Source organism: Streptomyces sp. Ag109_O5-10, from assembly GCF_900105755.1.
Lineage (GTDB): Bacteria > Actinomycetota > Actinomycetes > Streptomycetales > Streptomycetaceae > Streptomyces.
In genome coordinates this window covers 7,245,988-7,268,665 of record NZ_FNTQ01000001.1, presented here as the reverse complement: position 1 = coordinate 7,268,665, position 22,678 = coordinate 7,245,988, and the positions used below count along the sequence as shown (strand labels likewise).

The following is a 22,678-nucleotide window of genomic DNA, read 5'->3' as shown; positions in this document are numbered from 1 at the left end:
GGCGCCTCCGATGTGTGCGGTCATCACGCATTGCCGTACGGCATGCTAAGTGACTGCACAGTAACCACCCGGCCGATCACTCGACCGACCGGGTGGCCACCATCGAAGCCGATGGGCCGCCCGGGGTCAGGAAGCGGCTTTCTTGCCCCGCGTCGCCCCGCCACGCCCACGCAGCGTGACACCCGACTCGCTGAGCATCCGGTGGACGAAGCCATACGAGCGGCCGGTTTCCTCGGCCAGTGCCCGAATGCTCGCACCGGAGTCGTACTTCTTCTTCAGGTCTGCCGCGAGCTTGTCGCGCGCGGCGCCGGTCACCCGGCTGCCCTTCTTCAGAGTCTCGGCCACCCGTGCCTCCTCATGGGAAGTGCGCTCTGGTCCCCTCATGATCACCCCTCCGGGGCGTGATGGCCACCCATTCGGCAAGGTCCGTGAGACATCGTTGTGACGACAGGAGCGCATCACCACATGCGGAATTTATGATTCCGTCGCGCGCCATCCGTGAGCCCGAACGGGTTCTCCTGTGAAGTGCCAGGTCAGGAGCGCGAAACGGCCGATCCCTTGTCGACAAAGGGATCGGCCGCGAAATCGATGTAGGACACACCTCGATACGAGGAGATCTCACACAGATGATGGATCACCGATAGGCCGAATGATCCATAGCCAGTGGATCAGGCATTCGATCACAGCACGGCGACGGGACGGGTTCTCAGGCGAGGGCGACCAGATCCGCGTAGTCGGCGCCCCACAGGTCCTCGACGCCGTCGGGCAGCAGGATGATCCGCTCGGGCTGCAGCGCCTCCACGGCGCCCTCGTCGTGGGTGACGAGGACGACGGCGCCCTTGTAGGTGCGCAGGGCGCCGAGGATCTCCTCGCGGCTGGCGGGGTCGAGGTTGTTGGTCGGCTCGTCCAGGAGCAGGACGTTCGCGGAGGAGACGACCAGGGTGGCGAGGGCGAGCCGGGTCTTCTCGCCGCCGGAGAGGACCCCGGCCGGCTTGTCGACGTCGTCGCCGGAGAACAGGAACGAGCCCAGCACCTTGCGGACCTCGACGAGGTCCAGGTCGGGCGCCGACGAGCGCATGTTCTCCAGGACCGTGCGGTCCGGGTCCAGGGTCTCGTGCTCCTGCGCGTAGTAGCCGAGCTTGAGGCCGTGCCCCTCGATGACCTCGCCGGTGTCGGGCTGCTCGACGCCGCCGAGGAGGCGCAGCAGGGTGGTCTTGCCAGCGCCGTTGAGGCCGAGGATGACGACCCGGGAACCCTTGTCGATGGCCAGGTCGACGTCGGTGAAGATCTCCAGCGAGCCGTACGACTTCGACAGGCCCTCGGCGGTCAGCGGGGTCCTGCCGCAGGGCGCGGGCTCCGGGAAACGGAGCTTGGCGACCTTGTCGGAGACGCGGACGGCGTCCAGTCCTGCCAGCAGCTTGTCGGCGCGGCGGGCCATGTTCTGCGCGGCGACCGTCTTGGTGGCCTTGGCGCGCATCTTGTCGGCCTGGGAGTGCAGTGCGGCGGCCTTCTTCTCGGCGTTGGCACGCTCGCGCTTGCGGCGCTTCTCGTCGGCCTCGCGCTGCTGCTGGTAGAGCTTCCAGCCCATGTTGTAGACGTCGATCTGGGAGCGGTTGGCGTCCAGGTAGAAGACCTTGTTGACGACCGTCTCGACCAGGTCGACGTCGTGGGAGATCACGATGAAGCCGCCGCGGTAGGTCTTCAGGTAGTCGCGCAGCCAGATGATCGAGTCCGCGTCGAGGTGGTTGGTCGGCTCGTCGAGCAGCAGCGTGTCGGCGTCGGAGAACAGGATGCGGGCCAGCTCGATACGGCGGCGCTGACCGCCGGAGAGCGTGTGCAGGGGCTGGCCGAGCACCCGGTCGGGCAGGTTGAGCGCGGCGGCGATGGTGGCGGCCTCGGCCTCGGCGGAGTACCCGCCCTTGGTGAGGAACTCGGTCTCCTGGCGCTCGTACTGCCGGAGCGCCTTCTCGCGGGTGGCGCCCTGGCCGTTGGCGATGCGCTGCTCGTTCTCGCGCATCTTGCGGATCAGGATGTCCAGGCCGCGGGCGGAGAGGATGCGGTCGCGGGCGAGTACGTCGAGGTCGCCGGTGCGGGGGTCCTGCGGGAGGTAGCCGACCTCGCCGGAACGGGTGACGGTGCCCGCGGCGGGGATGCCGTCGCCGGCCAGCACCTTGGTGAGAGTCGTCTTGCCGGCGCCGTTGCGGCCGACCAGACCGATGCGGTCGCCCTTGGCGACACGGAACGTGGCGTTCTCGATGAGGATGCGGGCACCGGCGCGCAGCTCGATACCGGAGGCGGAGATCACGGACAGACTCCAGAGCGTACGGATAGTGACGGGTGGACGGCTGAGGACGTTCCCGCCGTCTAATGCGCGAGGAGAATGGCCATGGGCCAAGTCTAACGGGGCGGCGCAAGCGCTTTTTCGGTGCGCGGGTGTTCGGGGCGTCCCGCGCGGGACGGCTCGTTGCCCAGCGGGGTGCGGTGCGGGGCGATTCCGCCCAGGTCGTCCACGGCGACGAGCTGCGCGGTCCAGGCGCCGTGCGCGCAGGGCTGGGCGACGAGCAGGGCGTGGCCGTGACGAACGGCACGTTCGGGGCGGAAGGCGCAGCCCGCGCGGGCGGGCAGCACCCAGCGCAGGTCGCCGTCGGCGGTGCGGTACGCGGCGATCCGGGACGGTGTGACGACCGCGAGGATGCCGCGGCCCAGGGGGCGCAGGACGCCGGCGCCGCCCCGGGCGCGCAGCCAGTCGGTCGCCGCCGGCAGGGCGCGGTGCCAGCGCACGGAGCGGCCGTCGGTGTCGGTGACGAGCCCGTCGTCCCAGACGGTGATCGCCTGCCCGCGCGTGGGCAGCACGCTGAGCGGGCGCCGGCCCGGGCGCGCGTACCGCCAGCGCAGGGTCCGCCCGTCGTACGCCTCGACGACGCCGCCACGCGCGCGTGCGGTGTGTGCGGGCGGGCCGGAGGTGAGGTGGTCGCCGTAGGGGGCGGGGCGGATCTGGTGGGCGCCGGTGAGCAGCCCGGCCGCCAGGAACAGGGCGACGGCGAGGAGGCGCCCGACGGGTCGGCGGGCGGGGGTCGTCCCCGGGAGGGCGCTCGGCGGCCGGTGCGGGAAGGCGGCCGGGGGCCGTTGCCTGCGGGCCGTGACGGACTGCTCCAGGAGGGCTCCGGTGCCGGGTGGCGCGGTTCTCCTGTGCCGCAGAACGGCCACTCCTTCCCCCTTCGGTGCCCGGCCGGGCGGCCCTGTGCCACGGGTCAGGCGCAGAGCGTAGCCACGCCCACGGCAGGCGGCCGGGCGTGACGCGGGGGCGGGACGGGACGTCGCCCGTTCGGGCGTCGGTCCGGTCATCGGCGCGAAGTGGCGGCGCGGATGCCGCAAGGTGGTGGCAGGGGACGGTGCGAGCAGAAAGCGGTGCCCCATGCAGTTCGACGACGACGCGAACCTGGACACCTCCGAGGTGCAGGACGTGCGGGGCAGCCGGATCCCGGGCGGCAGGAAGACCGTGGGCGGTGGTCTGGCGGGTCTGATCGCGCTGCTTCTCGCCCTGTTCCTCGGTGTCGGCCCGGACCAGCTGGGGCTCTCCTCCGGGGACAGCCCGCCCGCGCCCGCCTCCTCCTCGCTGGCGCAGGTGCAGCGGAACTGCCGTACCGGGCAGGACGCGAACGCCAAGGAGGACTGCCGGATCGTGGCCGTGGTCAACAGCGTGCAGGACTTCTGGACGCAGGAGTTCCGGCGCCGCCACGGCACCTACACGGCCGCCCCGACGGTCTTCTTCAGCGGGCGGGTCGGCACCGCGTGCGGGACGGCGACCTCGGCGGTGGGCCCGTTCTACTGCCCGGGCGACCGGAAGGTCTATCTGGACCTCGGCTTCTTCGGCGATCTGCGGTCCAAGTTCGGCGCGAGCGGCGGGCCGTTCGCCCAGGCGTACGTCGTGGCGCACGAGTACGGGCACCATATACAGGACCTGATGGGCACGTTGCGCAGGTCGCGGTCCAACCTGACGGGGGTGAACAGCGATTCGGTGCGGCTGGAGCTGCAGGCCGACTGCTACGCCGGGGTGTGGGCGCACCACGCCACGACCACGAAGGACGAGTCGACCGGCCGCCCGCTGATCACCAGCCTGACGACCGCGGACATCCGGGACGGGCTGGACGCGGCGGCGGCCGTGGGCGACGACCGGATCCAGGAGCGGTTCCAGGGGCGGGTGACGCCGGAGACGTGGACGCACGGGTCGGCCGAGCAGCGGCAGCAGTGGTTCTACCAGGGCTACCGGAGCGGCGACATGGCGCGCTGCAACACCTTCGGATGAGTGGCTGACCTGCAACGACGATACGAGCCGCGGGTGTTGTCAGTGCCGGGTGCGAGACTGGGGACCAGGCCGGAACAACGGCTGTCGGGGGACCGACACACGAGGGAGTGATCGGGATGGCGGGCACGGGTGGCGGGCGGCCGAGCATCTATCCGTCGCTGCTTTACACGGATGCGAAGGCGGCGATCAAGCAGCTGACGGAGGCTTTCGGCTTCACCGAACTGTCGGTGTACGAGGCCGAGGACGGGATGGTGCTCCACGCCGAGCTGGTGCAGGGCAACGGCGCGGTCATGCTCGGCTCCAGGGGCCGCGGCGGCCGGTTCGACGCGGCGATGGAGGGCGGCGGCCCGACCGGCGTGTACATCGTCGTGGACGACGTCGACGCACACCACCAGCGCGCCGTCGACCACGGCGCCGAGATCCTGATGCCCCCGACCGACCAGGACTACGGTTCGCGCGACTACATGGCCCGCGACGTCGAGGGCAACATCTGGAGCTTCGGCACGTACGCCCCGGAGATAACCGGCTGAACTGTCCGGGCGGCGCCCCGTGAGGGGCGCTGGGGGTACCCCGGCCGAAGGCCGGGAGAGGAACTGCGCGACCAGCCACGACGAGCGCCGCGGCCGACGGGCGGCAGCGCCGGTCGCGGCGCTGCCGGCGGACCGTTCAGCCTCCGGTGTGCACCTGGAAGGCGGCCCGGCGGACGGCTTTGGCCAGCGCCGGGTCGGGGTGGGCGGCGGCGAGCGCGACCAGGACCTGCACGGTGCGCGGATGGCCGACGGCGCGGACCTCCTCGAGCAGCGCGGGGACGGTGGGCTGCAGCGCCGACTCCAGGTGGCGGACGAGCAGCGGGGCCTCGCCGTGGTCGGCGACCGCGGCGGCCGTGTCCACCCAGAGCCAGGTGGCCTCTTCCCGGGTGAGCACCTCGTGGGCGTCCTCGGGGTCGACCCCGTCGTGCTCGGCGAGCCACAGCAGGGCGTACGGCCGCAGGGTCGGCTCGTCGACGACCGCGCGGACGTCGGGTTCGGCGGGGGCGCCGACGACGCGCAGCGCCTCGAAGGCGAGGCCGCGCAGCAGGGCGTCCTCACCGCGGGCGGCGTCGACGAGTTCGGTGACGGCGCCGCCGACGGGGCGGGCGGCGAGCCAGGCGCGGTACTCGGCGCGGGCCGCGTTGGGGCGCAGCTGGGCGCAGCCGCGCAGCATCTCCTCCGCGGCGACCTCGATGTTGCCCGCGGGGCTCTGCGCGGCGACGCAGATCTGCTCCAGCTTGACCCAGACCGCCCAGCTGCCCAGCGGGGTGAGGGTGGCCTGGCCGTCGCCGTAGGTCAGCGCGCCGACGGAGGCGAGGGCGTGCAGGGCCCAGTCGAGAAGGGGGGCGAGCTCGGCCTCGTCGGCGGGGGCCGGGTCCTCGGCCGGGGCGTGCTCCGCCGGGTCGGCGTCGGCGGAGCGCACGGCGGCGAGGGGACGGGCGGTCCCGGTGCCGTGCTCCGTGTCGTAGGGGACCTCGCAACGCTCGGTGCGCAGCTCGGTGACCCGCTGTCCCAGCAGGTCCAGGAGCTGCTCGACCGGGACGGGGCCGGCGGACAGCTGGAGGAAGGAGAGCACCTGGGGCATGGCCGAGACGACTTCGGCGACGGCGGCGGGCTCGAACCCGGCGGGCTCCGGGTGGGCGAGCGACCAGGCGTCGAAGAGGGCGACCCAGCCGCGCAGCACGGCGCTGTCGTCGCGGTCCCAGGCGCGCAGGCGCCAGCCGGGGCGCGCGCTGTCCCCGTGCACCTCGACCAGGCCGGCGAGACGGGCGGTGTCCCAGTCCGCGCGGACCTGAGCGGTGGTCAGGCCCAGGTCCTCGGACGCGCGTTCGGCGGACGCGTCGGAGAGCGTGGCCTTGCCGTCGGCGGTCGCGCCGTCGCTGCCCGGCCCGAGGGCGGCGTCGGCCCAGTGGGCGACGCGGGCCGCGCCGGCCAGGCCGGAGCGTGCCATTCTGGCCAGCTCGGCGGGGGCCGGGGTGCCCTCCGGCGGGCGGGGTGCGGGGCGGCGCGCGGGCCGCTGGTTCATCGCTCGGGGGGCGGCGGCCAGGGGTCGCGTTCGGACGAGTCGAAGCCTTGAGTCGCGCGGGATACGGGACGTCACGGGTGCAGTCTTCCGGTTGACGGTCCGAAAACCCAAACGGAATGTCACGGCGGGCGACGGGGCTGGCCAACGCACGGGGGGCGAGGGGAGGCGAGGAGAGATGTTCAGGCCAGTGGTACGACGTTAAACGGAACCTCCGGAACCGGCTGGAGCCGGGGTCTGCGGCTCGGGCCGGAGAGCCGCGGGCACGCGGAGGGGAAGGACCGGCGGGTGCGGGGAGAATCACATCGGGGGCGCCGTCGGGTGCCGGGGCGCTCGCCCGGGATCGCTCCTCCAAGAGCGCGCGCCCGGGGAGCGCGCGCCGGAGCGCATCACATCAGGGGCGTGAGGAACCGGCGCAGTCGTTCCTCGTACTCCTCCGGGTCGGCGTTCCACATGGCGCCGTGCGGGGCGTCCGGGACGGTGTGCAGGGCCACCAGGTCGGGGCGCCGCTCGGCGAGCCTGCGGGAGTACACCCAGGGGGCCACCGCGTCGTCGGGGCCGTGCACGACCAGGGTGGGCACGGTGAGCTGGTCCGGGTCGACAGGGTCGCCGGCGTGGTCGGGGTGCAGGCCGGCGCGGCCCTGGGCGGCCCGCACGGCGAGCGGCAGCAGGGGCTCGGGGGTGTGCCGGGCCTGGGCGAGGGCACGCAGGGTGGCCTCCCAGCTGAGCACCGGGGAGTCCAGGACGAGGCCGGAGATCCGCTCGCGCAGTGCCGAGTGGGCGGCGGCGCGCAGGGCCATGGTGGCGCCGGTGGACCAGCCGTGCAGGACGACGCGGCGGGCGCCGTAGCGGACGGCGTAGCGGATCGCCGCGTCCAGGTCGCGCCACTCGCTCTCGCCGAGGTGGTTCAGTCCGTCCGGGGGGCGCGGGGCGCCGAGGTCGCCGCGGTAGGCGAGGGCGAGCACCGGCAGGCGCCGGGCGTGCAGGAACGCCATGACGTTCATGGCGAGCTCGCGGGTGGTGCCGAGGCCGTGCACCGCGATCACCCAGGTGTCCCGGTCGCCGGGCACGAACCAGGCGGGCAGCGGGCCGAGTTCGCCGGGCAGGTCGATGTCCGCGTACTCCAGGCCCAGGGCCGTGCCCGGGTTGCCGATGTGGACGTTGGCGGTGAGCCAGGCCCGGTCGCCGGTCTCGAAGGTGCCGTGGGTCACCCGTTCCAGCCGTCGCACGACGGTGTCGGGGGTGTCCGCGGCCGACTCCAGGACGGCCCCGACGACCGCGTGGGCGCCGTCGCCGGCCAGCCCGTAGGTGCCGGGGCGCAGCGAGGCGAGGTCGCGGGTGAGGGTGATGCGGCCGGCCGCGGTGCCGTGCACGGTGAGCCGGGGTTCGGTGGGCAGCGGCCGGCCGGGCGGTGCCTTCAGCGCGGCGTCACTCGCGAACCGCCCCGCGGCCACGCCGGCCGCACCGGCGGCGAGTACGGCACCGACGGCAGCGGCCGTGACTTTGACTGGGCGCACCTGTCCAGTGTCCGGGCGGACTCCGGTGTCGGCCAGCGGAGGAGGGAGAAATCGACGAAGCCACTGGATCCGCCTTCCCGCCCGGGCGGGGTTCACCCCTCCGTCTGCCCGTATCCCCTCAGCTGCTGCCCGGCCTGCGCCACCTGTTCCGGGGAGAGCAGGCTCGGGGTCAGGCCCGGTACCGCGGACGCCGTCAGCCACAGGCGGCACATCCACTCCAGCTGGGCGGTGCGGTCGTAGGCCTGGGTGAGGGTGGTGCCGTAGGTGATCGTGCCGTGGTTCTGGAGGAGGCAGGCGGAGCGGCCGGCCAGCGCGCGGAGCATGTTCTCGGCCAACTCGTCGGTGCCGTACGTCGCATAGGGGGCAACCCGGACCGCGCCGCCGAGGGCGGCGGACATGTAGTGAATGGCCGGCAGCTCGGGGACGAGCGTGGAGACGGCCGTCGCGTGGACGGCGTGGGTGTGGACGACGGCCCCGGCGTCGGTGCTGTTGTAGACCGCGAGGTGCATCGGCAGCTCGCTGGTCGGGACCCGGGTGCCGAGCACCCGGCGGCCGGCGAGGTCCACCCCCGTCACGTCGTCCGGACCGAGCCGGTCATAAGGCACACCCGACGGCGTGACCAGCACGGTGTCGCCGACGCGGACCGAGACGTTGCCCGAGGTGCCGACGACCAGTCCGTCGGAGACCGTGCGGCGGGCGGTGGCGACGAGTTCGAGCCAGGCGTCCGCCTCCTCCGCGCGCACATCCCGTCTTCGCGGCTCCGACACACCTGGGGGGCGGGCCCGTCCGCCCCGTCCGTCACGCTCGTCCCGCCGCTGCTCAGCCATGGCCCGATCCTGTCAGGCGACTCTCCAACCTGCCCGCACGGCAGGGCACTTTAGGCCTGGCGTCCCGAATCCAGTAGAGCGCAAATCGCCCCAAACGGTTCCATTTCACATCTTGGCCAAAGATCGCCGAGGACACGCCGATCTTCCAATAATCTCTGGACGATTTTTCGTACACGTCGCCATTCCGGGGGGAAACATGGCCCGTGACCGTATTCCGCCGTCCCGCCACCGCGTCCGCGTCCGCGTGCACAGTCGCGCCCTCGCGGTGTCCGTGGCGGCGCTCGCCCTCGCGACCGCCGTGACCGCGTTCACCGGGACACCCGCGTCCGCGGGGGGCCTACCGAAGGGACACGACGTCTCCTCGCACCAGAAGAACGTCGACTGGCCGGGCGCCAGGGCCAGGGGCGCCCGGTTCGTATACATCAAGGCCACCGAGTCCACCACCTACCGCAACCCGTACTTCGACCGGCAGTACACCGGCTCGCGGGCGGCCGGGATCAGGCGGGGCGCGTACCATTTCGCCCTGCCGGACAAGTCGTCGGGCGCCCGCCAGGCCGCGTACTTCGTGAGCCATGGCGGCACGTGGACGGCGGACGGCTGGACGCTGCCGCCCGCGCTCGACGTCGAGTACGACCCGTACGACAAGAAGCACAAGTGCTATGGGCTCAGCACCTCCCGGATGGTCGAGTGGATCAGGTCCTTCAGTGACGAGCTGAAGCGGGAGACCGGCAGGCGGCCGGTGATCTACACGACCACGAACTGGTGGAACCTCTGCACAGGCGGCAGCGGCGCCTTCGCCGCCGACCACGCGCTGTGGATCGCCCGCCACGGCTCGGCGGACGCCGGGACACTGCCGGCCGGCTGGTCGTCGTGGACCTTCTGGCAGTACGACAACAGCGGAACCCTGCCGGGTGACCAGAATCTCTTCAACGGGTCGGCGGGCCGCCTGAAGGCCGTCGCCCTCGGCCTCTGACCAACGGGCGACCGGGCCGTCGGACCGGAACCGGGACGACGGCCCCGCCACGCTCCGGGTGCGGCGGCCTCACATTCGATTTCATACACCACCACGACCGCCTCAGTTCACCTTCCGTTCATCCAGGTTGCCTACGGTCCAACCACCAATGACTTCGAACGATTGCCTGGGTAAATGGAAAACTTCTCGCTGATCCTCGCGATTGTGGTAGTAACCGCACTCGCGTTTGATTTCACGAACGGTTTCCACGACACCGCCAACGCGATGGCCACGACCATCTCGACCGGTGCGCTCAAGCCCAAGATCGCGGTGGCCATGTCCGCCGCGCTCAACCTGGTGGGCGCCTTCCTTTCGGTGGAGGTCGCCAACACGATCTCCAAGGGTCTCGTCGACGAGAACGGCATTCGTCCCGAGGTCATCTTCGCCGCCCTCGTCGGCGCCATCCTCTGGAACCTGGTGACCTGGCTGGTGGGCCTGCCCTCCAGTTCCTCGCACGCCCTCATGGGCGGTCTGATCGGCGCCACCGTCGCCTCCGCCGGCTTCGGCGCGGTCCACGGCGACGTGCTCGTCACCAAGGTCCTGCTCCCGGCGGTCGCCGCCCCCGTGGTCGCCGGCCTCGCGGCGGCGCTCTCCACCCGCCTCTCCTACACGCTGTCGAGGAACGCCGAGGACGAGGCCACCCGCAAGGGCTTCCGCGCCGGCCAGATCGCCTCCGCCGGCCTGGTCTCGCTCGCGCACGGCACGAACGACGCGCAGAAGACGATGGGCATCATCACCCTCGCGCTGATCGCGGGCGGCTCGATCGCCCCCGGTTCGAACCCTCCCACCTGGGTCATCCTCTCCGCCGGCCTCGCCATCGCGCTCGGCACCTACATCGGCGGCTGGCGGATCATCCGCACCATGGGCACGGGCCTGACCGACCTGCGGCCGCAGCAGGGCTTCGCCGCCCAGACCAGCGCGGCCACCGCCATCCTGGCCTCCTCCCACCTCGGCTTCTCGCTCTCCACCACGCACGTCGTCTCCGGCTCCGTGATGGGCGCGGGCCTCGGCCGCAAGGGCGGCACGGTCCGCTGGTCCACCGCGACCCGCATGGTGGTCGCCTGGGTGCTCACCCTCCCGGCCGCCGCCGTGGTCGGCGCGCTCGCCGAGTCCGTGACGGACCTCGGCGACTGGGGCACGGCCGCCGTCGCCGTCTTCCTCGTGGCCGCCAGCGCCGCGATCTGGAAGCTCTCCCGCCGCGAGGTCGTGGACAGCAGCAACGTCGTCGGCACCGAGGAACCGGCCGGCGTGGTGACCACGGCGATCGCCGCCGTGACCCCGCCGCCCGCGGGCCCGGTCACGGTCACGGACGGCCTGACCGCCACCATCCCCGCCCCTGCCTCCGCCCCGGCCGCTCCCGCGACCGACCCGGCCGCCACCGTCTGACCCCGAGGAAGATCCGACATGAACATCGACTGGGCAGCCATCGGCTCCGTCTTCGGCGTCAGCCTCGTGGCCACCGTGGGTCTGGTGGCCCTCTTCACCCTCGGCATCAAGGGCCTCTCCGCCCGCGAACGCGCCACCGCCCAGGGCGGATCCGCGGCCCTGGCCGTGACGGCCGCCTGGCTCTGCTTCGCCGCCTGCGCGGCCGCGGTGGCGTACGGCATCCACCTGATCGTGGCGAAGGCCTGACACCCGAAGGCCCGCCGCAAAGGGCCTCGTCGGAGCTCCGAAGGCTCCTCTCCGTCCGACAGGAGAGGAGCCTTCCGCATACCCCACAGGCCCCGCCGGACACTCGGTGTGGGCCTTCCCACACACTCCCCTCGCAGGTCAAAGGCAAGTTGACGGGTCTTCCGGGGGCGTGGTGGACTTCCGGAGCCATGTACGGCGGCAAGGGAGGAAGCCGGTGTGAATCCGGCGCGGTCCCGCCACTGTCACCGGGGGAGCAATCCCCGGAAGCCAGGAACTCCCACCGCCGGTCTCGTCGAACCAGGGCGCGGACACCCTGAGTGAGGACATAACGCCATGCGCGGCTGCCGATCGAGGTTGAGTACCCGGCCCGTCCCCGACCCCGCGGCCGGCTGAGCCGATGGGTGCCGATCGCGTCTTCGCGTACGGCGCCGCCGCCGGTCTTCTCGGTGATCTGCTGCTCGGCGATCCGCGCCGGGGGCATCCGGTCGCCGTGTTCGGACGGGCGGCCGGGGCCGTGGAGCGGGTGCTGTGGCGGGACCACCGCGGGTGGGGCGCGCTGCACACCGCCGTGTGTGCCGGGGGTGCCGTGGCGCTGGGTGCCGCGGCGCAGCGGGTCGTACGCCCGTCCGCCGTCGCGTCCGTCGCGCTCACGGCCGCCGCCACCTGGGCCGTCGTCGGGGGCACTTCGCTCTCCCGTGAGGCCCAGACCATCGGGCGGGCCCTGCAGGCGGGTGACGTCGAGGCGGCCCGTGCCCGGCTGCCGCATCTGTGCGGACGGGATCCGCAGGCCCTGGACGCCGGCGGGATCGCCCGTGCGGTCGTGGAGTCCGTCGCCGAGAACACCAGCGACGCGGTCGTGGGCGCACTGGTGTGGGGAGCCGTGGGGGGCGTCCCCGGGCTGCTGGGGTTCCGGGCCGTCAACACCCTGGACGCCATGGTGGGGCACAGGTCGCCCCGGTACCGGCGCTACGGGTGGGCTTCCGCGCGGCTCGACGACGTGGCCGGGTGGCCGGGGGCACGGCTCACCGCCGTACTGGCCGCGGTGGCCGGGGACGACCGGCAGGGGGCCGTACGGGCCTGGCGGGCCGATGCGGTGAAGCATCCGAGTCCCAACGCTGGGCCCGTCGAGGCGTCGTTCGCGGGGGCGTTGGGGGTGCGGCTCGGGGGGACGCTGTCGTACGGGGGGCGGATCGAGCACCGGCCGGTGCTGAACGGGGAGGGGCGGGCTGTGCAGGTCGCGGACATCGAACGGGCGGTGCGGTTGTCGCGGCGGGTGGGATGGCTGGCATTGGGGGTGAGCGCGGCGGGGGCGCTGCTGCGCGGATCGCTCCCGGGAAGGGCGTCATGAACAACGGCGGTCTCCTCGTGGCCGGTACCACCTCCGACGCCGGGAAGAGTGTCGTCACCGCCGGTATCTGCCGGTGGCTGGTGCGGCAGGGCGTGAAGGTGGCGCCGTTCAAGGCGCAGAACATGTCCCTCAACTCCTTCGTCACGCGTGAGGGTGCCGAGATCGGGCGGGCGCAGGCCATGCAGGCGCAGGCCTGCCGGGTGGAGCCGACCGCGCTGATGAACCCGGTGCTGCTCAAGCCCGGCGGCGAGCAGAGCAGTCAGGTCGTGCTGCTCGGCAAGCCCGTCGGCGAGCTGAGCGCGCGCGGGTACCACGGCGGCCGGCAGCAGAAGCTGCTCGGGACCGTGCTCGACTGTCTCGCCGAGTTGCGGGGCACGTATGACGCGGTGATCTGTGAGGGGGCGGGCAGTCCGGCGGAGATCAACCTGCGCCGGACCGACATCGTGAACATGGGGATGGCCCGCAACGCCGGGCTGCCCGTGCTCGTGGTCGGCGACATCGACCGCGGGGGCGTCTTCGCCTCCTTCTTCGGGACCGTCGCGCTGCTGTCGCCGGAGGACCAGGCCCTGGTCGCCGGTTTCCTCGTCAACAAGTTCCGCGGGGACGTCTCCCTCCTCGAACCGGGCCTCGGCATGCTGCACGGGCTCACCGGGCGGCACACCTACGGCGTCCTCCCCTTCCGGCACGGCCTCGGCATCGACGAGGAGGACGGACTGCGGGTGTCCCTGCGCGGGACCGTGCGCGAGTCGAACGTCGCCCCGCCCGTGGGCGACGACGTGCTCCGGGTCGCCGTCTGTGCCATCCCGCTGATGTCCAACTTCACGGACGTGGACGCGCTGGCCGCCGAACCCGGCGTCGTGGTGCGGTTCGTGGACCGGCCGGAGGAGCTGGCCGACGCCGACCTCGTCATCGTCCCCGGCACCCGGGGGACGGTGCGCGCCCTGGAGTGGCTGCGGGCACGGGGACTCGCGGACGCGCTGCGGCGCCGGGCCGCGGAGCAGCGGCCCGTGCTCGGCATCTGCGGGGGCTTCCAGATCCTCGGCGAGCACATCGAGGACGAGGTCGAGAGCCGCGAGGGGGCCGTCGACGGGCTCGGGGTGCTGCCCGTGCGCGTCCGGTTCGCCCGGGAGAAGACGCTCACCCGGCCCGTCGGGGAGGCCCTCGGCGAGCGGGTCGAGGGCTACGAGATCCATCACGGGGTCGGCGAGGTGACCGGAGGCGAGCCGTTCCTGGACGGCTGCCGGGTCGGGCAGGCCTGGGGCACGCACTGGCACGGTTCCCTGGAGTCGGACGGTTTCCGGCGGGCCTTCCTGCGCGAGGTGGCGGCCGCCGCGGGCCGCCGGTTCGTGCCGGCCCCCGGCACCTCGTTCGCCGCGCTGCGCGAGGAGCAGCTCGACCGGCTCGGCGACCTGATCGAACAGCACGCGGACACGGACGCGCTCTGGCGGCTCATCGAGTCGGGCGCGCCGCAAGGACTGCCTTTCATTCCACCGGGAGCGCCCGCATGAGCACTGTGTTGTTGTTGTCGACCGCCGACACCGATCTGCTGGCGGCCCGGGCCGCCTCCGGTGCCGACTACCGGATCGGCAATCCGACGCGCGTCGACGTCGCGGAGGAGCTGCCCGCGCTGGTCGCGGGCGCGGACATCGCCGTCGTGCGGCTGCTCGGCGGCAAGCGCGCCTGGGAGGACGGGCTCGCCGCGCTGAAGGCCGCCGGGATCCCGACCGTGCTGCTCGGCGGCGAGGCGGTGCCGGACGCCGAGCTGATGGCCGAGTCGTCGGTGCCGGCGGGCGTGGTCGCCGAGGCCCTGAGATACCTCGTCGAGGGCGGCCCGGCCAACCTCACCGAGCTGGCCCGGTTCCTCTCCGACACGGTGCTGCTGACCGGCGAGGGGTTCGTCGAACCGCAGAAGATGCCCGAGTACGGCGTCCACGGCGCCCGTGCCCGGCAGAGCGGCCGGCCGACCGTCGGGGTGCTCTTCTACCGGGCCCACGAACTGAGCGGCAACACCGGCTTCGTGGACACCCTGTGCGACGCGATCGAGGCGCACGGCGCCAACGCCCTTCCGGTGTACTGCGGTTCGCTGCGCGGCGCGGACGCCGGGCTGTACGAGCTCCTCGCCGAGGCCGACGCGCTGGTCGCGACCGTCCTGGCGGCCGGCGGCACGCACGCCTCGCAGGCCTCGGCCGGCGGCGACGAGGAGGCCTGGGACATCGGGGCGCTCGCCGACCTCGACGTGCCGGTGCTGCAAGGTCTCTGCCTGACCTCGTCGAAGAGCGCCTGGGCCGAGTCCGACGCGGCCCTCTCCCCCATGGACGCGGCGATGCAGGTCGCGATCCCGGAGTTCGACGGACGTCTGATCACGGTCCCGTTCTCCTTCAAGGAACAGGGACCCGACGACGTCCCGGTGTACGTCGCCGACCCCGAGCGGGCCGGACGCGTCGCCGGAATCGCCGTACGGCACGCCCGGCTCCGGCACCGGCCGAACGCCGAGAAGAGGATCGCGCTGGTCTTCACGGCGTACCCGACCAAGCACTCCCGGGTCGGCAACGCGGTGGGGCTCGACACCCCCGCCTCGGCGGTACGGGTGCTGGACGCGCTGCGGGACGCCGGATACGCGGTCGAGGGGCACCCGGACAACGGCGACGAGCTGATCCACCGGCTCATCAACGCCGGTGGCCACGACGTCGAATGGCTCACCGAGGAACAGCTGGCCGCGGCGCCCGCGCGAGTGCCGCTCGCGGACTACCGGGCGTGGTTCGAGAAGCTCGACCCGGAGCTGCGGGACGCGATGCGGGAGGCGTGGGGCGAGCCGCCTGGCTCGCTGTACGTCGACGGCGACGACATCGTGCTGGCCTCCCTGCAGTTCGGGAACGTCGTCGTCATGATCCAGCCGCCGCGCGGCTTCGGCGAGAACCCGATCGCGATCTACCACGACCCGGACATGCCGCCGTCCCACCACTACATAGCGGCCTACCGGTGGCTGGACAACTCGTTCGGCGCGGACGCGGTCGTGCACATGGGCAAGCACGGCACGATGGAGTGGCTGCCGGGCAAGGGCCTCGGCCTGAGCGCCGGTTGCGCCCCGGACGCGGTCCTCGGCGACCTGCCGCTGGTCTACCCGTTCATCGTGAACGACCCCGGCGAGGGCACCCAGGCCAAGCGGCGCGGGCACGCCACGGTCGTCGACCATCTGGTGCCGCCGATGGCCCGTGCCGACACCTACGGCGACCTGGCCAAGCTGGAGCAGCTGCTCGACGAGTACGCGCTGGTGTCGGACCTGGACCCGGGGAAGGCGCCGGCCGTCCGCGCGCAGATCTGGACGCTGGTGAAGGCGGCCGAGCTCCACCACGACCTGCACGTGGACGAGCAGCCGGAGGACGGCGACTTCGACGAGTTCGTCATGCACATCGACGGCTACCTGTGCGAGATCAAGGACGTGCAGATCCGCGACGGCCTGCACATCCTCGGCGGCGGTCCGGTCGGCGAACCGCGGGTGAACCTGGTGCTGGCCGTGCTGCGCGCCTCCCAGGTGTGGGGCGGGCAGGCGAACGCGCTGCCGGGCCTCAGGGCCTCGTTCGCGGCCCATTTCGGGCTCAGCGAGAAGGAGTTGCTGGCGGAGCCGGGCGCGCCGGTGAAGGTGCCGGTGGAACTGTCGGACCTGGTCGAGGGCCCGGCGCGAACCGCGGCCGACGCGGTCGACCTGCTGGAACAGCTGTGCCGCCGGGTCGCGGAGGGCATGGAGCAGCGGGACTGGGCGGTGGCGGAGAGCCGCGCGCTGGTGCGCGAGGTGCTCGGCACCGAACTCGCCGACGCCGTCGCCGTGCTGGAGTTCGCGTGCACCGAGGTCGTGCCGCGGCTCGCGCGCACCACGGACGAGATCGGGCACATCCTGAAGGCCCTGGCCGGCGGTTACGTCCCGGCCGGTCCGTCCGGCTCCCCCACCCGCGGGCTGGTCAACGTCCTGCCCACCGGCCGGAACTTCTACTCGGTCGACCCCAAGGCCATTCCCTCCCGGCTGAGCTGGGAGGTCGGCCAGTCGCTGGCCGACTCGCTCGTGCAGCGGTATCTGAGCGACACCGGCGCCTACCCGAAGTCCGTCGGCCTGACCGTGTGGGGCACCTCGGCGATGCGCACCCAGGGTGACGACATCGCCGAGATCCTGGCGCTGCTCGGCTGCCGTCCGGTCTGGGACGACGCGTCGAGGCGCGTCACCGGCTTCGAGGTGATCCCCCTGGCCGAGCTGGGCCGGCCCCGCATCGACGTCACGGTCCGCATCTCCGGCTTCTTCCGGGACGCGTTCCCGCACGTGGTCGGGCTGCTCGACGACGCGGTGCGCAGGGTCGCCGAGCTGGACGAGCCGGCCGAGTCCAACTACGTGCGGGCGCACGCCGACGAGGACACCGCCGAGCACGGCGACCGGCGGCGCGCCACCGCCCGCATCTTCGGCTCCAAGCCGGGGGCCTACGGTGCCGGGCTGCTTCCCCTGATCGACGCCCGCAACTGGCGCTCCGACGCCGACCTCGCCGAGGTGTACGCGGTGTGGGGCGGTTACGCCTACGGGCGCGGGCTCGACGGGCGGGCGGCGCGCGGGGACATGGAGACCGCCTTCCGGCGGATCGCGGTGGCCGCGAAGAACGTGGACACCCGCGAGCACGACCTCGTGGACGCCGACGACTACTTCCAGTACCACGGCGGCATGGTCGCCATGGTGCGCCATCTGACCGGCGCCAACCCCGAGGCGTACGTGGGCGATTCGGCTACGCCGGACCAGGTGCGGACCCGGACGCTGGGCGAGGAGACGCACCGCGTCTTCCGGGCCCGGGTGGTCAACCCCCGCTGGATGGCGGCCATGCGCCGGCACGGCTACAAGGGTGCCTTCGAGATGGCGGCGACCGTCGACTACCTCTTCGGCTACGACGCCACGGCGGGCGTGGTCGACGACTGGATGTACGAGAAGCTCAGCGTGGAGTACGTCTTCGACGCGGAGAACCGGGACTTCATGAAGAAGTCCAACCCGTGGGCGCTGCGCGGCATCACGGAACGGCTCCTGGAGGCCGCCGACCGGGGCCTGTGGGCCGAGCCGGACGCGGACACCCTGGAGCGCCTGCGGGCCACGTACCTGGAGCTCGAAGGCGACCTGGAAGGCAACTCGGAGGGCGACGACCAGTGACTACCCCGTTCCCGTTCACGGCCGTCGTCGGCCAGGACGACCTGCGGCTCGCGCTGCTGCTGAACGCCGTCTCGCCGGCGGTCGGCGGGGTGCTGGTGCGCGGCGAGAAGGGCACCGCGAAGAGCACGGCCGTACGTGCCCTGTCGGCGCTGCTGCCGGCCGTGGACGTCGTCGCCGGCTGCCGTTTCTCCTGCGACCCGGCCGCCCCGGACCCGGCCTGCCCGGACGGTCCGCACAACCCTCCCGGGGCCTTCGAGTCCCGCCCGGCACGCATGGTCGAACTGCCGGTCGGCGCCTCCGAGGACCGGCTGGTCGGCGCGCTGGACATAGAACGCGCCCTGGCGGAGGGCGTGAAGGCCTTCGAGCCGGGCCTGCTGGCCGACGCGCACCGGGGCATCCTGTACGTCGACGAGGTCAACCTCCTCCACGACCACCTGGTCGACCTGCTCCTCGACGCGGCCGCGATGGGCGCGTCGTACGTCGAGCGCGAGGGCGTGTCGGTCCGGCACGCGGCGCGCTTCCTGCTGGTCGGCACGATGAACCCCGAAGAGGGCGAGCTGCGGCCGCAGTTGCTCGACCGGTTCGGCCTCACCGTCGAGGTGGCCGCCTCCCGGGAGCCCGACCAGCGGGTGGAGGTGGTACGGCGGCGGCTCGCGTACGACGACGACCCGGCGGGGTTCGCGGCGCGCTGGGCCGGCGAGGAGGCCGCCGTCCGGCAGCGGGTCGTGGCGGCACGGGGGTTGCTGCCGTCGGTGCGGCTGGGCGACGGGGCGCTCCGGCAGATCGCGGCGACCTGCGCGGCCTTCGAGGTCGACGGGATGCGCGCCGACATCGTGATGGCCCGCACGGCGACCGCGCTGGCCGCGTGGGCCGGGCGGACCGAGGTGCTGGCGGAGGACGTGCGCCGGGCGGCGCTGCTCGCGCTGCCGCACCGGCGGCGCCGCAACCCCTTCGACGCGCCGGGCCTCGACGAGGACAAGCTGGACCAGGCGCTGGAGGAGTTCTCCGGGGAGGACGACGGCGACGACGATCCGGATCCGGGCGGTCCCGGTGGGGGTGGCGGACAGCCGGCGCCCGACGACGGCGGCCCGCAGGGCGGGGACACGGCTGCCCGGCCCGAGGCCGGAGCGGACGGCGAACCGCAGACGTCCGGCGGTACTTCGGGCGAGCAGGCCCCGGTGCGGGCCGCCGAGCCCTTTCGCGCCAAGGTGCTGAGCGTGCCGGGGATCGGCGAGGGCGCCGCCGGGCGGCGCTCCCGGGCGCGGACCGAGCACGGCCGTACGACCGGTGCGCGGCGGCCGCGGGGTGCCCTGACCAAGCTGCACCTGGCGGCGACCGTGCAGGCGGCCGCCCCGCACCAGCGGGCGCGCGGGCGGTCCGGGCCGGGGCTCGTGATCCGGCGGGACGACCTGCGGCAGGCGGCCCGGGAGGGCCGCGAGGGGAACCTCGTGCTGTTCGTGGTCGACGCGTCCGGGTCGATGGCGGCCCGGCAGCGGATGAGCGCGGTGAAGGGCGCCGTGCTGTCGCTGCTCCTCGACGCCTACCAGCGGCGGGACAAGGTGGGGCTGGTGACCTTCCGGGGCGCTGCGGCCGAAGTGGCGCTGCCGCCGACCTCGTCGGTGGACGCGGCGGCGGCCCGGCTGGAGTCGCTGCCGACCGGCGGTCGTACGCCGCTCGCCGCCGGACTGCTCAGGGCGCACGACGTGCTGCGGGTGGAGCGGCTGCGGGATCCGGCGCGGCGGGCGCTGGTGGTGGTGGTGACCGACGGGCGCGCCACCGGCGGGCCGGAGCCGGTCGCCCTCGCCGGGCGCGCGGCGCGGCTGTTCGCGGCGGACGGGGTCGCCTCCGTGGTCGTGGACTGCGAGTCCGGCCCGGTGCGGCTGGGGCTCGCCGGGCAGTTGGCGGATGAGCTGGGCGGTACCGCGGTGACGCTCGACGAGCTGCGCGCGGACTCGATCGCCGGGCTGGTGAAGGACGTTCAGGGTCGTTCGAGGAGGGCCGCGTAATGCCGCAGGGACAGCCGAGTGTCGTGCCCGACGACGGGCTGACCACCCGGCAGCGCCGTAACCGGCCGCTGGTGGTCGTGCACACCGGGATCGGGAAGGGCAAGTCCACCGCCGCGTTCGGGCTCGCGCTCCGGGCCTGGAACCAGGGGTGGCCCATCGGGGTGTTCCAGTTCGTCAAGTCGGCCAAGTGGAAGGTCGGCGAGGAGAACGCGCTGCGGGTGCTGGGCGCCTCCGGCGAGGGCGGGACCGTCGACTGGCACAAGATGGGCGAGGGCTGGTCCTGGGTCCAGCGCGACGCGCAGATGGACAACGAGGAGAAGGCCCGGGAGGGCTGGGAGCAGGTCAAGCGGGACCTGGCCGCCGAGACGTACCGGTTGTACGTCCTTGACGAGTTCGCGTACCCGATGCACTGGGGGTGGGTGGACACCGACGAGGTCGTCGACGTGCTGCGGAACCGGCCCGGGACCCAGCATGTCGTGATCACCGGGCGGAACGCGCCGGACAAGCTCGTCGGCCTCGCCGATCTCGTCACCGACATGTCCAAGGTCAAGCACCCGATGGACGCGGGGCAGAAGGGGCAGAGGGGCATCGAGTGGTGATGTCCTCGTCCGTGCCCCGGCTGGTCGTCGCCGCGCCGTCGTCCGGCAGCGGCAAGACCACCGTCGCCACCGGGCTGATGGCCGCGTTCACCGCCCGCGGGCTCGCCGTGTCCCCGCACAAGGTGGGGCCCGACTACATCGACCCCGGGTACCACGCGCTCGCGACCGGGCGGGTGGGGCGGAACCTCGACGCGTACCTGTGCGGGCCGGAGCTGGTCGGCCCGTTGTTCGCGCACGGCGCGCGGGGCTGTGACCTGGCCGTCGTCGAGGGTGTGATGGGGCTGTACGACGGTGCCGCGGGGGAAGGGGAGCTGGCGTCCACCGCTCATGTCGCCAAGCTGCTGCGGGCGCCGGTGGTGCTGGTCGTGGACGCGTCGGCGCAGTCGCGGTCGGTGGCGGCGCTGGTGCACGGGTTCGCGTCGTGGGATCCGGAGGTGCGGGTCGCGGGGGTGATCCTGAACAAGGTGGGGTCGGACCGGCACGAGGAGTTGCTGCGGGAGGCGCTGGATTCGGCGGGGGTGCCGGTGTTCGGGGTGCTGCGGCGGGCTCCGCAGGTCGCTGTGCCCTCGCGGCACCTCGGGCTGGTTCCTGTCGCCGAGCGGCGGGCGGCCGCGGTCGAGGCCGTCGCCCTGATGGCCGCGCGGGTCTCCGACGGGTGTGACCTGGAGGGGCTGATGGGGCTTGCGCGCGGGGCCGGGGTGCTGCCGGGTGCGGCCTGGGACGCGGCCGAGGCCCTGGTCTCCCCGCCCCCGCCTTCGGGGGCCGCCGCCCCCGGACCCCCGCTTCGGCCTGATGGGCCTCGTCCGCAGACGCCGGACGGGCCGGCGGGGGTGCGGGACGGCCTTCGCCCGCGGGTGGTCGAGAGGCCGCTTGTCGCTGTTGCCGGTGGGGCTGCCTTCACCTTCTCCTATGCCGAGCACGCCGAGTTGCTTGCCGCCGCCGGGGCCGAGGTCGTCGTGTTCGATCCGCTGCGGGACGAGCGGCTGCCGGACGGGACGCGTGGGCTGGTGATCGGCGGCGGGTTTCCCGAGGTGTACGGCGGACAGCTGGCGGCCAACGAGGTGCTGCGGAAGGACGTCGCCGCTCTCGCGGAGCGCGGTGGGCCGGTGGCGGCCGAGTGTGCGGGGCTGCTGTACCTGGGCCGGGAGCTGGACGGGCTGCCCATGTGCGGGGTGCTCGACGTGACCGCGCGGATGTCCGAACGGCTCACGCTGGGGTACCGGGACGCGGTTGCCGTGAGTGACAGCGTGCTGGCAGCCGCCGGGACGCGGATGCGCGGGCACGAGTTCCACCGGACCGTGGTGGAGCCGGGGGCGGGGGCGGCTCCCGCGTGGGGGGTGCGTGCGCCCCGGCCGCGGGTCGAAGGTTTTGTACAGCGGGGTGTGCACGCGAGTTATCTGCACACGCACTGGGCGTCCGAGCCCGGTGTGGCCCGGAGGTTCGTGGAGAGGTGCCGGACGTCATGAGCAGCAGCAGGTTGATCGGAGTCGGCGTGGGGCCCGGTGACCCGGAGCTGGTGACCGTCAAGGGGGTCAACGCCCTGCGCGCGGCCGATGTCGTCGTGGTGCCGGTCATGGACAGCGGTGAGCGGGGGCGGGCCGAGGCGACCGTGCTGCACTACGTCGGCGCGGAGAAGGTCGTACGGGTGGTCTTCGCGCTGAACGAGCGCAGTGACCGGGGGCGGCGGGAGGCCGCCTGGGACGCCGCGGGGGCCAGGGTGGCGGAGTTGCTGCGGGAGCACGGGGTGGTCGCCTTCGCCACCATCGGGGACCCGAACGTGTACTCCACCTTCACCTATCTCGCGCAGACCATCGCCGGGCTGGTGCCGGACGTGGTGGTGGAGACCGTACCCGGGATCACCGCCATGCAGGATCTCGCCGCCCGCTCCGGGGCCGTGCTCACCGAGGGGACCGAGCCGCTGACGCTGGTGCCGGTGACGGCGGGCGCCGAGGTGCTCAAGGACGCGCTGAGCGGGGCCGGGACGGTCGTGGCGTACAAGTTCGGGCGACAGGCCGGAGCGGTCGTGGCGGCGTTGCGGGAGACCGGACGGCTGGACGATGCCGTGTGGGGGTCGGCGCTGGGGCTCGCGGAGGAGTCCGTCCGGCCCGCCGCCGAGCTCGACGGCTCCCCGCTGCCGTACCTCTCCACGCTCATCGCACCCCCGCGCCGGGACGGTGGCAGAGGCGGGAAGCTGTGAGCGGTCGGG

At 73.2% G+C, this 22,678-nt stretch carries 18 protein-coding genes and 1 riboswitch; of the genes, 12 read left to right on the top strand and 6 right to left on the bottom strand.

Annotated features, from left to right (window positions below):
* Positions 1-126: 126 nt before the first annotated feature.
* The 3 genes from BLW82_RS33115 to BLW82_RS33105 all read right to left on the bottom strand — a co-directional run bounded on the left by BLW82_RS33115 (position 127) and on the right by BLW82_RS33105 (position 3,207).
* A complete protein-coding gene (locus BLW82_RS33115; protein ID WP_046727957.1) occupies positions 127-345 on the bottom strand; it encodes a helix-turn-helix domain-containing protein in 219 nt (72 codons plus the stop codon).
* A 361-nt stretch (positions 346-706) separates the two neighbouring features.
* Positions 707-2,305, bottom strand: coding sequence for an ABC-F family ATP-binding cassette domain-containing protein (locus BLW82_RS33110; protein WP_093504685.1), 1,599 nt, complete (start codon positions 2,303-2,305; stop codon positions 707-709).
* 92 nt (positions 2,306-2,397) lie between these two features.
* On the bottom strand, positions 2,398-3,207 hold the full coding sequence (locus BLW82_RS33105) for a hypothetical protein (RefSeq protein ID WP_256216031.1): 810 nt from the start codon (positions 3,205-3,207) through the stop codon (positions 2,398-2,400).
* Positions 3,208-3,415: 208 nt separating this feature from the next.
* Between BLW82_RS33105 and BLW82_RS33100 the strand changes: the two genes are divergently transcribed.
* Both BLW82_RS33100 and BLW82_RS33095 read left to right on the top strand, forming a co-directional pair.
* On the top strand, positions 3,416-4,306 hold the full coding sequence (locus BLW82_RS33100) for a KPN_02809 family neutral zinc metallopeptidase (RefSeq protein ID WP_093504683.1): 891 nt from the start codon (positions 3,416-3,418) through the stop codon (positions 4,304-4,306).
* A gap of 116 nt (positions 4,307-4,422) precedes the next feature.
* Positions 4,423-4,836: a VOC family protein gene (locus tag BLW82_RS33095; protein ID WP_093504681.1), complete on the top strand. Its 414-nt coding sequence runs from the start codon at positions 4,423-4,425 to the stop codon at positions 4,834-4,836.
* A 136-nt stretch (positions 4,837-4,972) separates the two neighbouring features.
* Here the strand turns inward: BLW82_RS33095 and BLW82_RS33090 are convergent, their stop codons facing one another.
* From BLW82_RS33090 to BLW82_RS33080, 3 genes are all read right to left on the bottom strand, one after another.
* On the bottom strand, positions 4,973-6,361 hold the full coding sequence (locus BLW82_RS33090; protein WP_093504679.1) for a hypothetical protein: 1,389 nt from the start codon (positions 6,359-6,361) through the stop codon (positions 4,973-4,975).
* Between the two features lie 386 nt (positions 6,362-6,747).
* Positions 6,748-7,875 carry an alpha/beta hydrolase gene (locus BLW82_RS33085; RefSeq protein WP_093504677.1) on the bottom strand — a complete coding sequence of 376 codons (1,128 nt, stop codon included), beginning with the start codon at positions 7,873-7,875 and terminating at the stop codon, positions 6,748-6,750.
* 92 nt (positions 7,876-7,967) lie between these two features.
* The gene (locus BLW82_RS33080) at positions 7,968-8,702 is read right to left on the bottom strand and encodes a class II aldolase/adducin family protein (protein ID WP_093504675.1); all 735 of its coding nucleotides are present in this window, start codon (positions 8,700-8,702) and stop codon (positions 7,968-7,970) included.
* 196 nt (positions 8,703-8,898) lie between these two features.
* Between BLW82_RS33080 and BLW82_RS33075 the strand changes: the two genes are divergently transcribed.
* The 10 genes from BLW82_RS33075 to cobI all read left to right on the top strand — a co-directional run bounded on the left by BLW82_RS33075 (position 8,899) and on the right by cobI (position 22,669).
* Entirely contained in the window at positions 8,899-9,675 is a 777-nt protein-coding gene (locus BLW82_RS33075; protein ID WP_093504673.1) for a lysozyme, read from the top strand.
* A gap of 174 nt (positions 9,676-9,849) precedes the next feature.
* The gene (locus BLW82_RS33070; protein ID WP_093504672.1) at positions 9,850-11,100 is read left to right on the top strand and encodes an inorganic phosphate transporter; all 1,251 of its coding nucleotides are present in this window, start codon (positions 9,850-9,852) and stop codon (positions 11,098-11,100) included.
* Positions 11,101-11,118: 18 nt separating this feature from the next.
* Positions 11,119-11,346 carry a hypothetical protein gene (locus BLW82_RS33065; protein ID WP_093504670.1) on the top strand — a complete coding sequence of 76 codons (228 nt, stop codon included), beginning with the start codon at positions 11,119-11,121 and terminating at the stop codon, positions 11,344-11,346.
* 156 nt (positions 11,347-11,502) lie between these two features.
* Positions 11,503-11,643, top strand: a riboswitch (cobalamin riboswitch).
* Positions 11,644-11,743: 100 nt separating this feature from the next.
* Positions 11,744-12,694 carry a cobalamin biosynthesis protein gene (locus BLW82_RS33060; protein WP_093504668.1) on the top strand — a complete coding sequence of 317 codons (951 nt, stop codon included), beginning with the start codon at positions 11,744-11,746 and terminating at the stop codon, positions 12,692-12,694.
* Entirely contained in the window at positions 12,691-14,202 is a 1,512-nt protein-coding gene (locus BLW82_RS33055; RefSeq protein WP_093504666.1) for a cobyric acid synthase, read from the top strand. The genes BLW82_RS33060 and BLW82_RS33055 overlap by 4 nt, the downstream gene beginning before the upstream one ends.
* Positions 14,199-17,867 (top strand): cobaltochelatase subunit CobN, encoded by a 3,669-nt coding sequence (gene cobN / locus BLW82_RS33050; RefSeq protein WP_093504664.1) that lies wholly within the window; start codon positions 14,199-14,201, stop codon positions 17,865-17,867. The genes BLW82_RS33055 and cobN overlap by 4 nt, the downstream gene beginning before the upstream one ends.
* The gene (locus BLW82_RS33045; RefSeq protein ID WP_093504662.1) at positions 17,864-19,873 is read left to right on the top strand and encodes a putative cobaltochelatase; all 2,010 of its coding nucleotides are present in this window, start codon (positions 17,864-17,866) and stop codon (positions 19,871-19,873) included. Before cobN ends, BLW82_RS33045 begins: the two co-directional genes overlap by 4 nt.
* Positions 19,873-20,472 carry a cob(I)yrinic acid a,c-diamide adenosyltransferase gene (gene cobO, locus BLW82_RS33040; RefSeq protein ID WP_093504660.1) on the top strand — a complete coding sequence of 200 codons (600 nt, stop codon included), beginning with the start codon at positions 19,873-19,875 and terminating at the stop codon, positions 20,470-20,472. The genes BLW82_RS33045 and cobO overlap by 1 nt, the downstream gene beginning before the upstream one ends.
* Positions 20,472-21,938, top strand: a complete 1,467-nt coding sequence (locus BLW82_RS33035) for a cobyrinic acid a,c-diamide synthase CobB (RefSeq protein WP_093508407.1) — start codon at positions 20,472-20,474, stop codon at positions 21,936-21,938. Before cobO ends, BLW82_RS33035 begins: the two co-directional genes overlap by 1 nt.
* On the top strand, positions 21,923-22,669 hold the full coding sequence (gene cobI / locus BLW82_RS33030) for a precorrin-2 C(20)-methyltransferase (protein ID WP_093504658.1): 747 nt from the start codon (positions 21,923-21,925) through the stop codon (positions 22,667-22,669). Before BLW82_RS33035 ends, cobI begins: the two co-directional genes overlap by 16 nt.
* Positions 22,670-22,678: the final 9 nt, after the last annotated feature.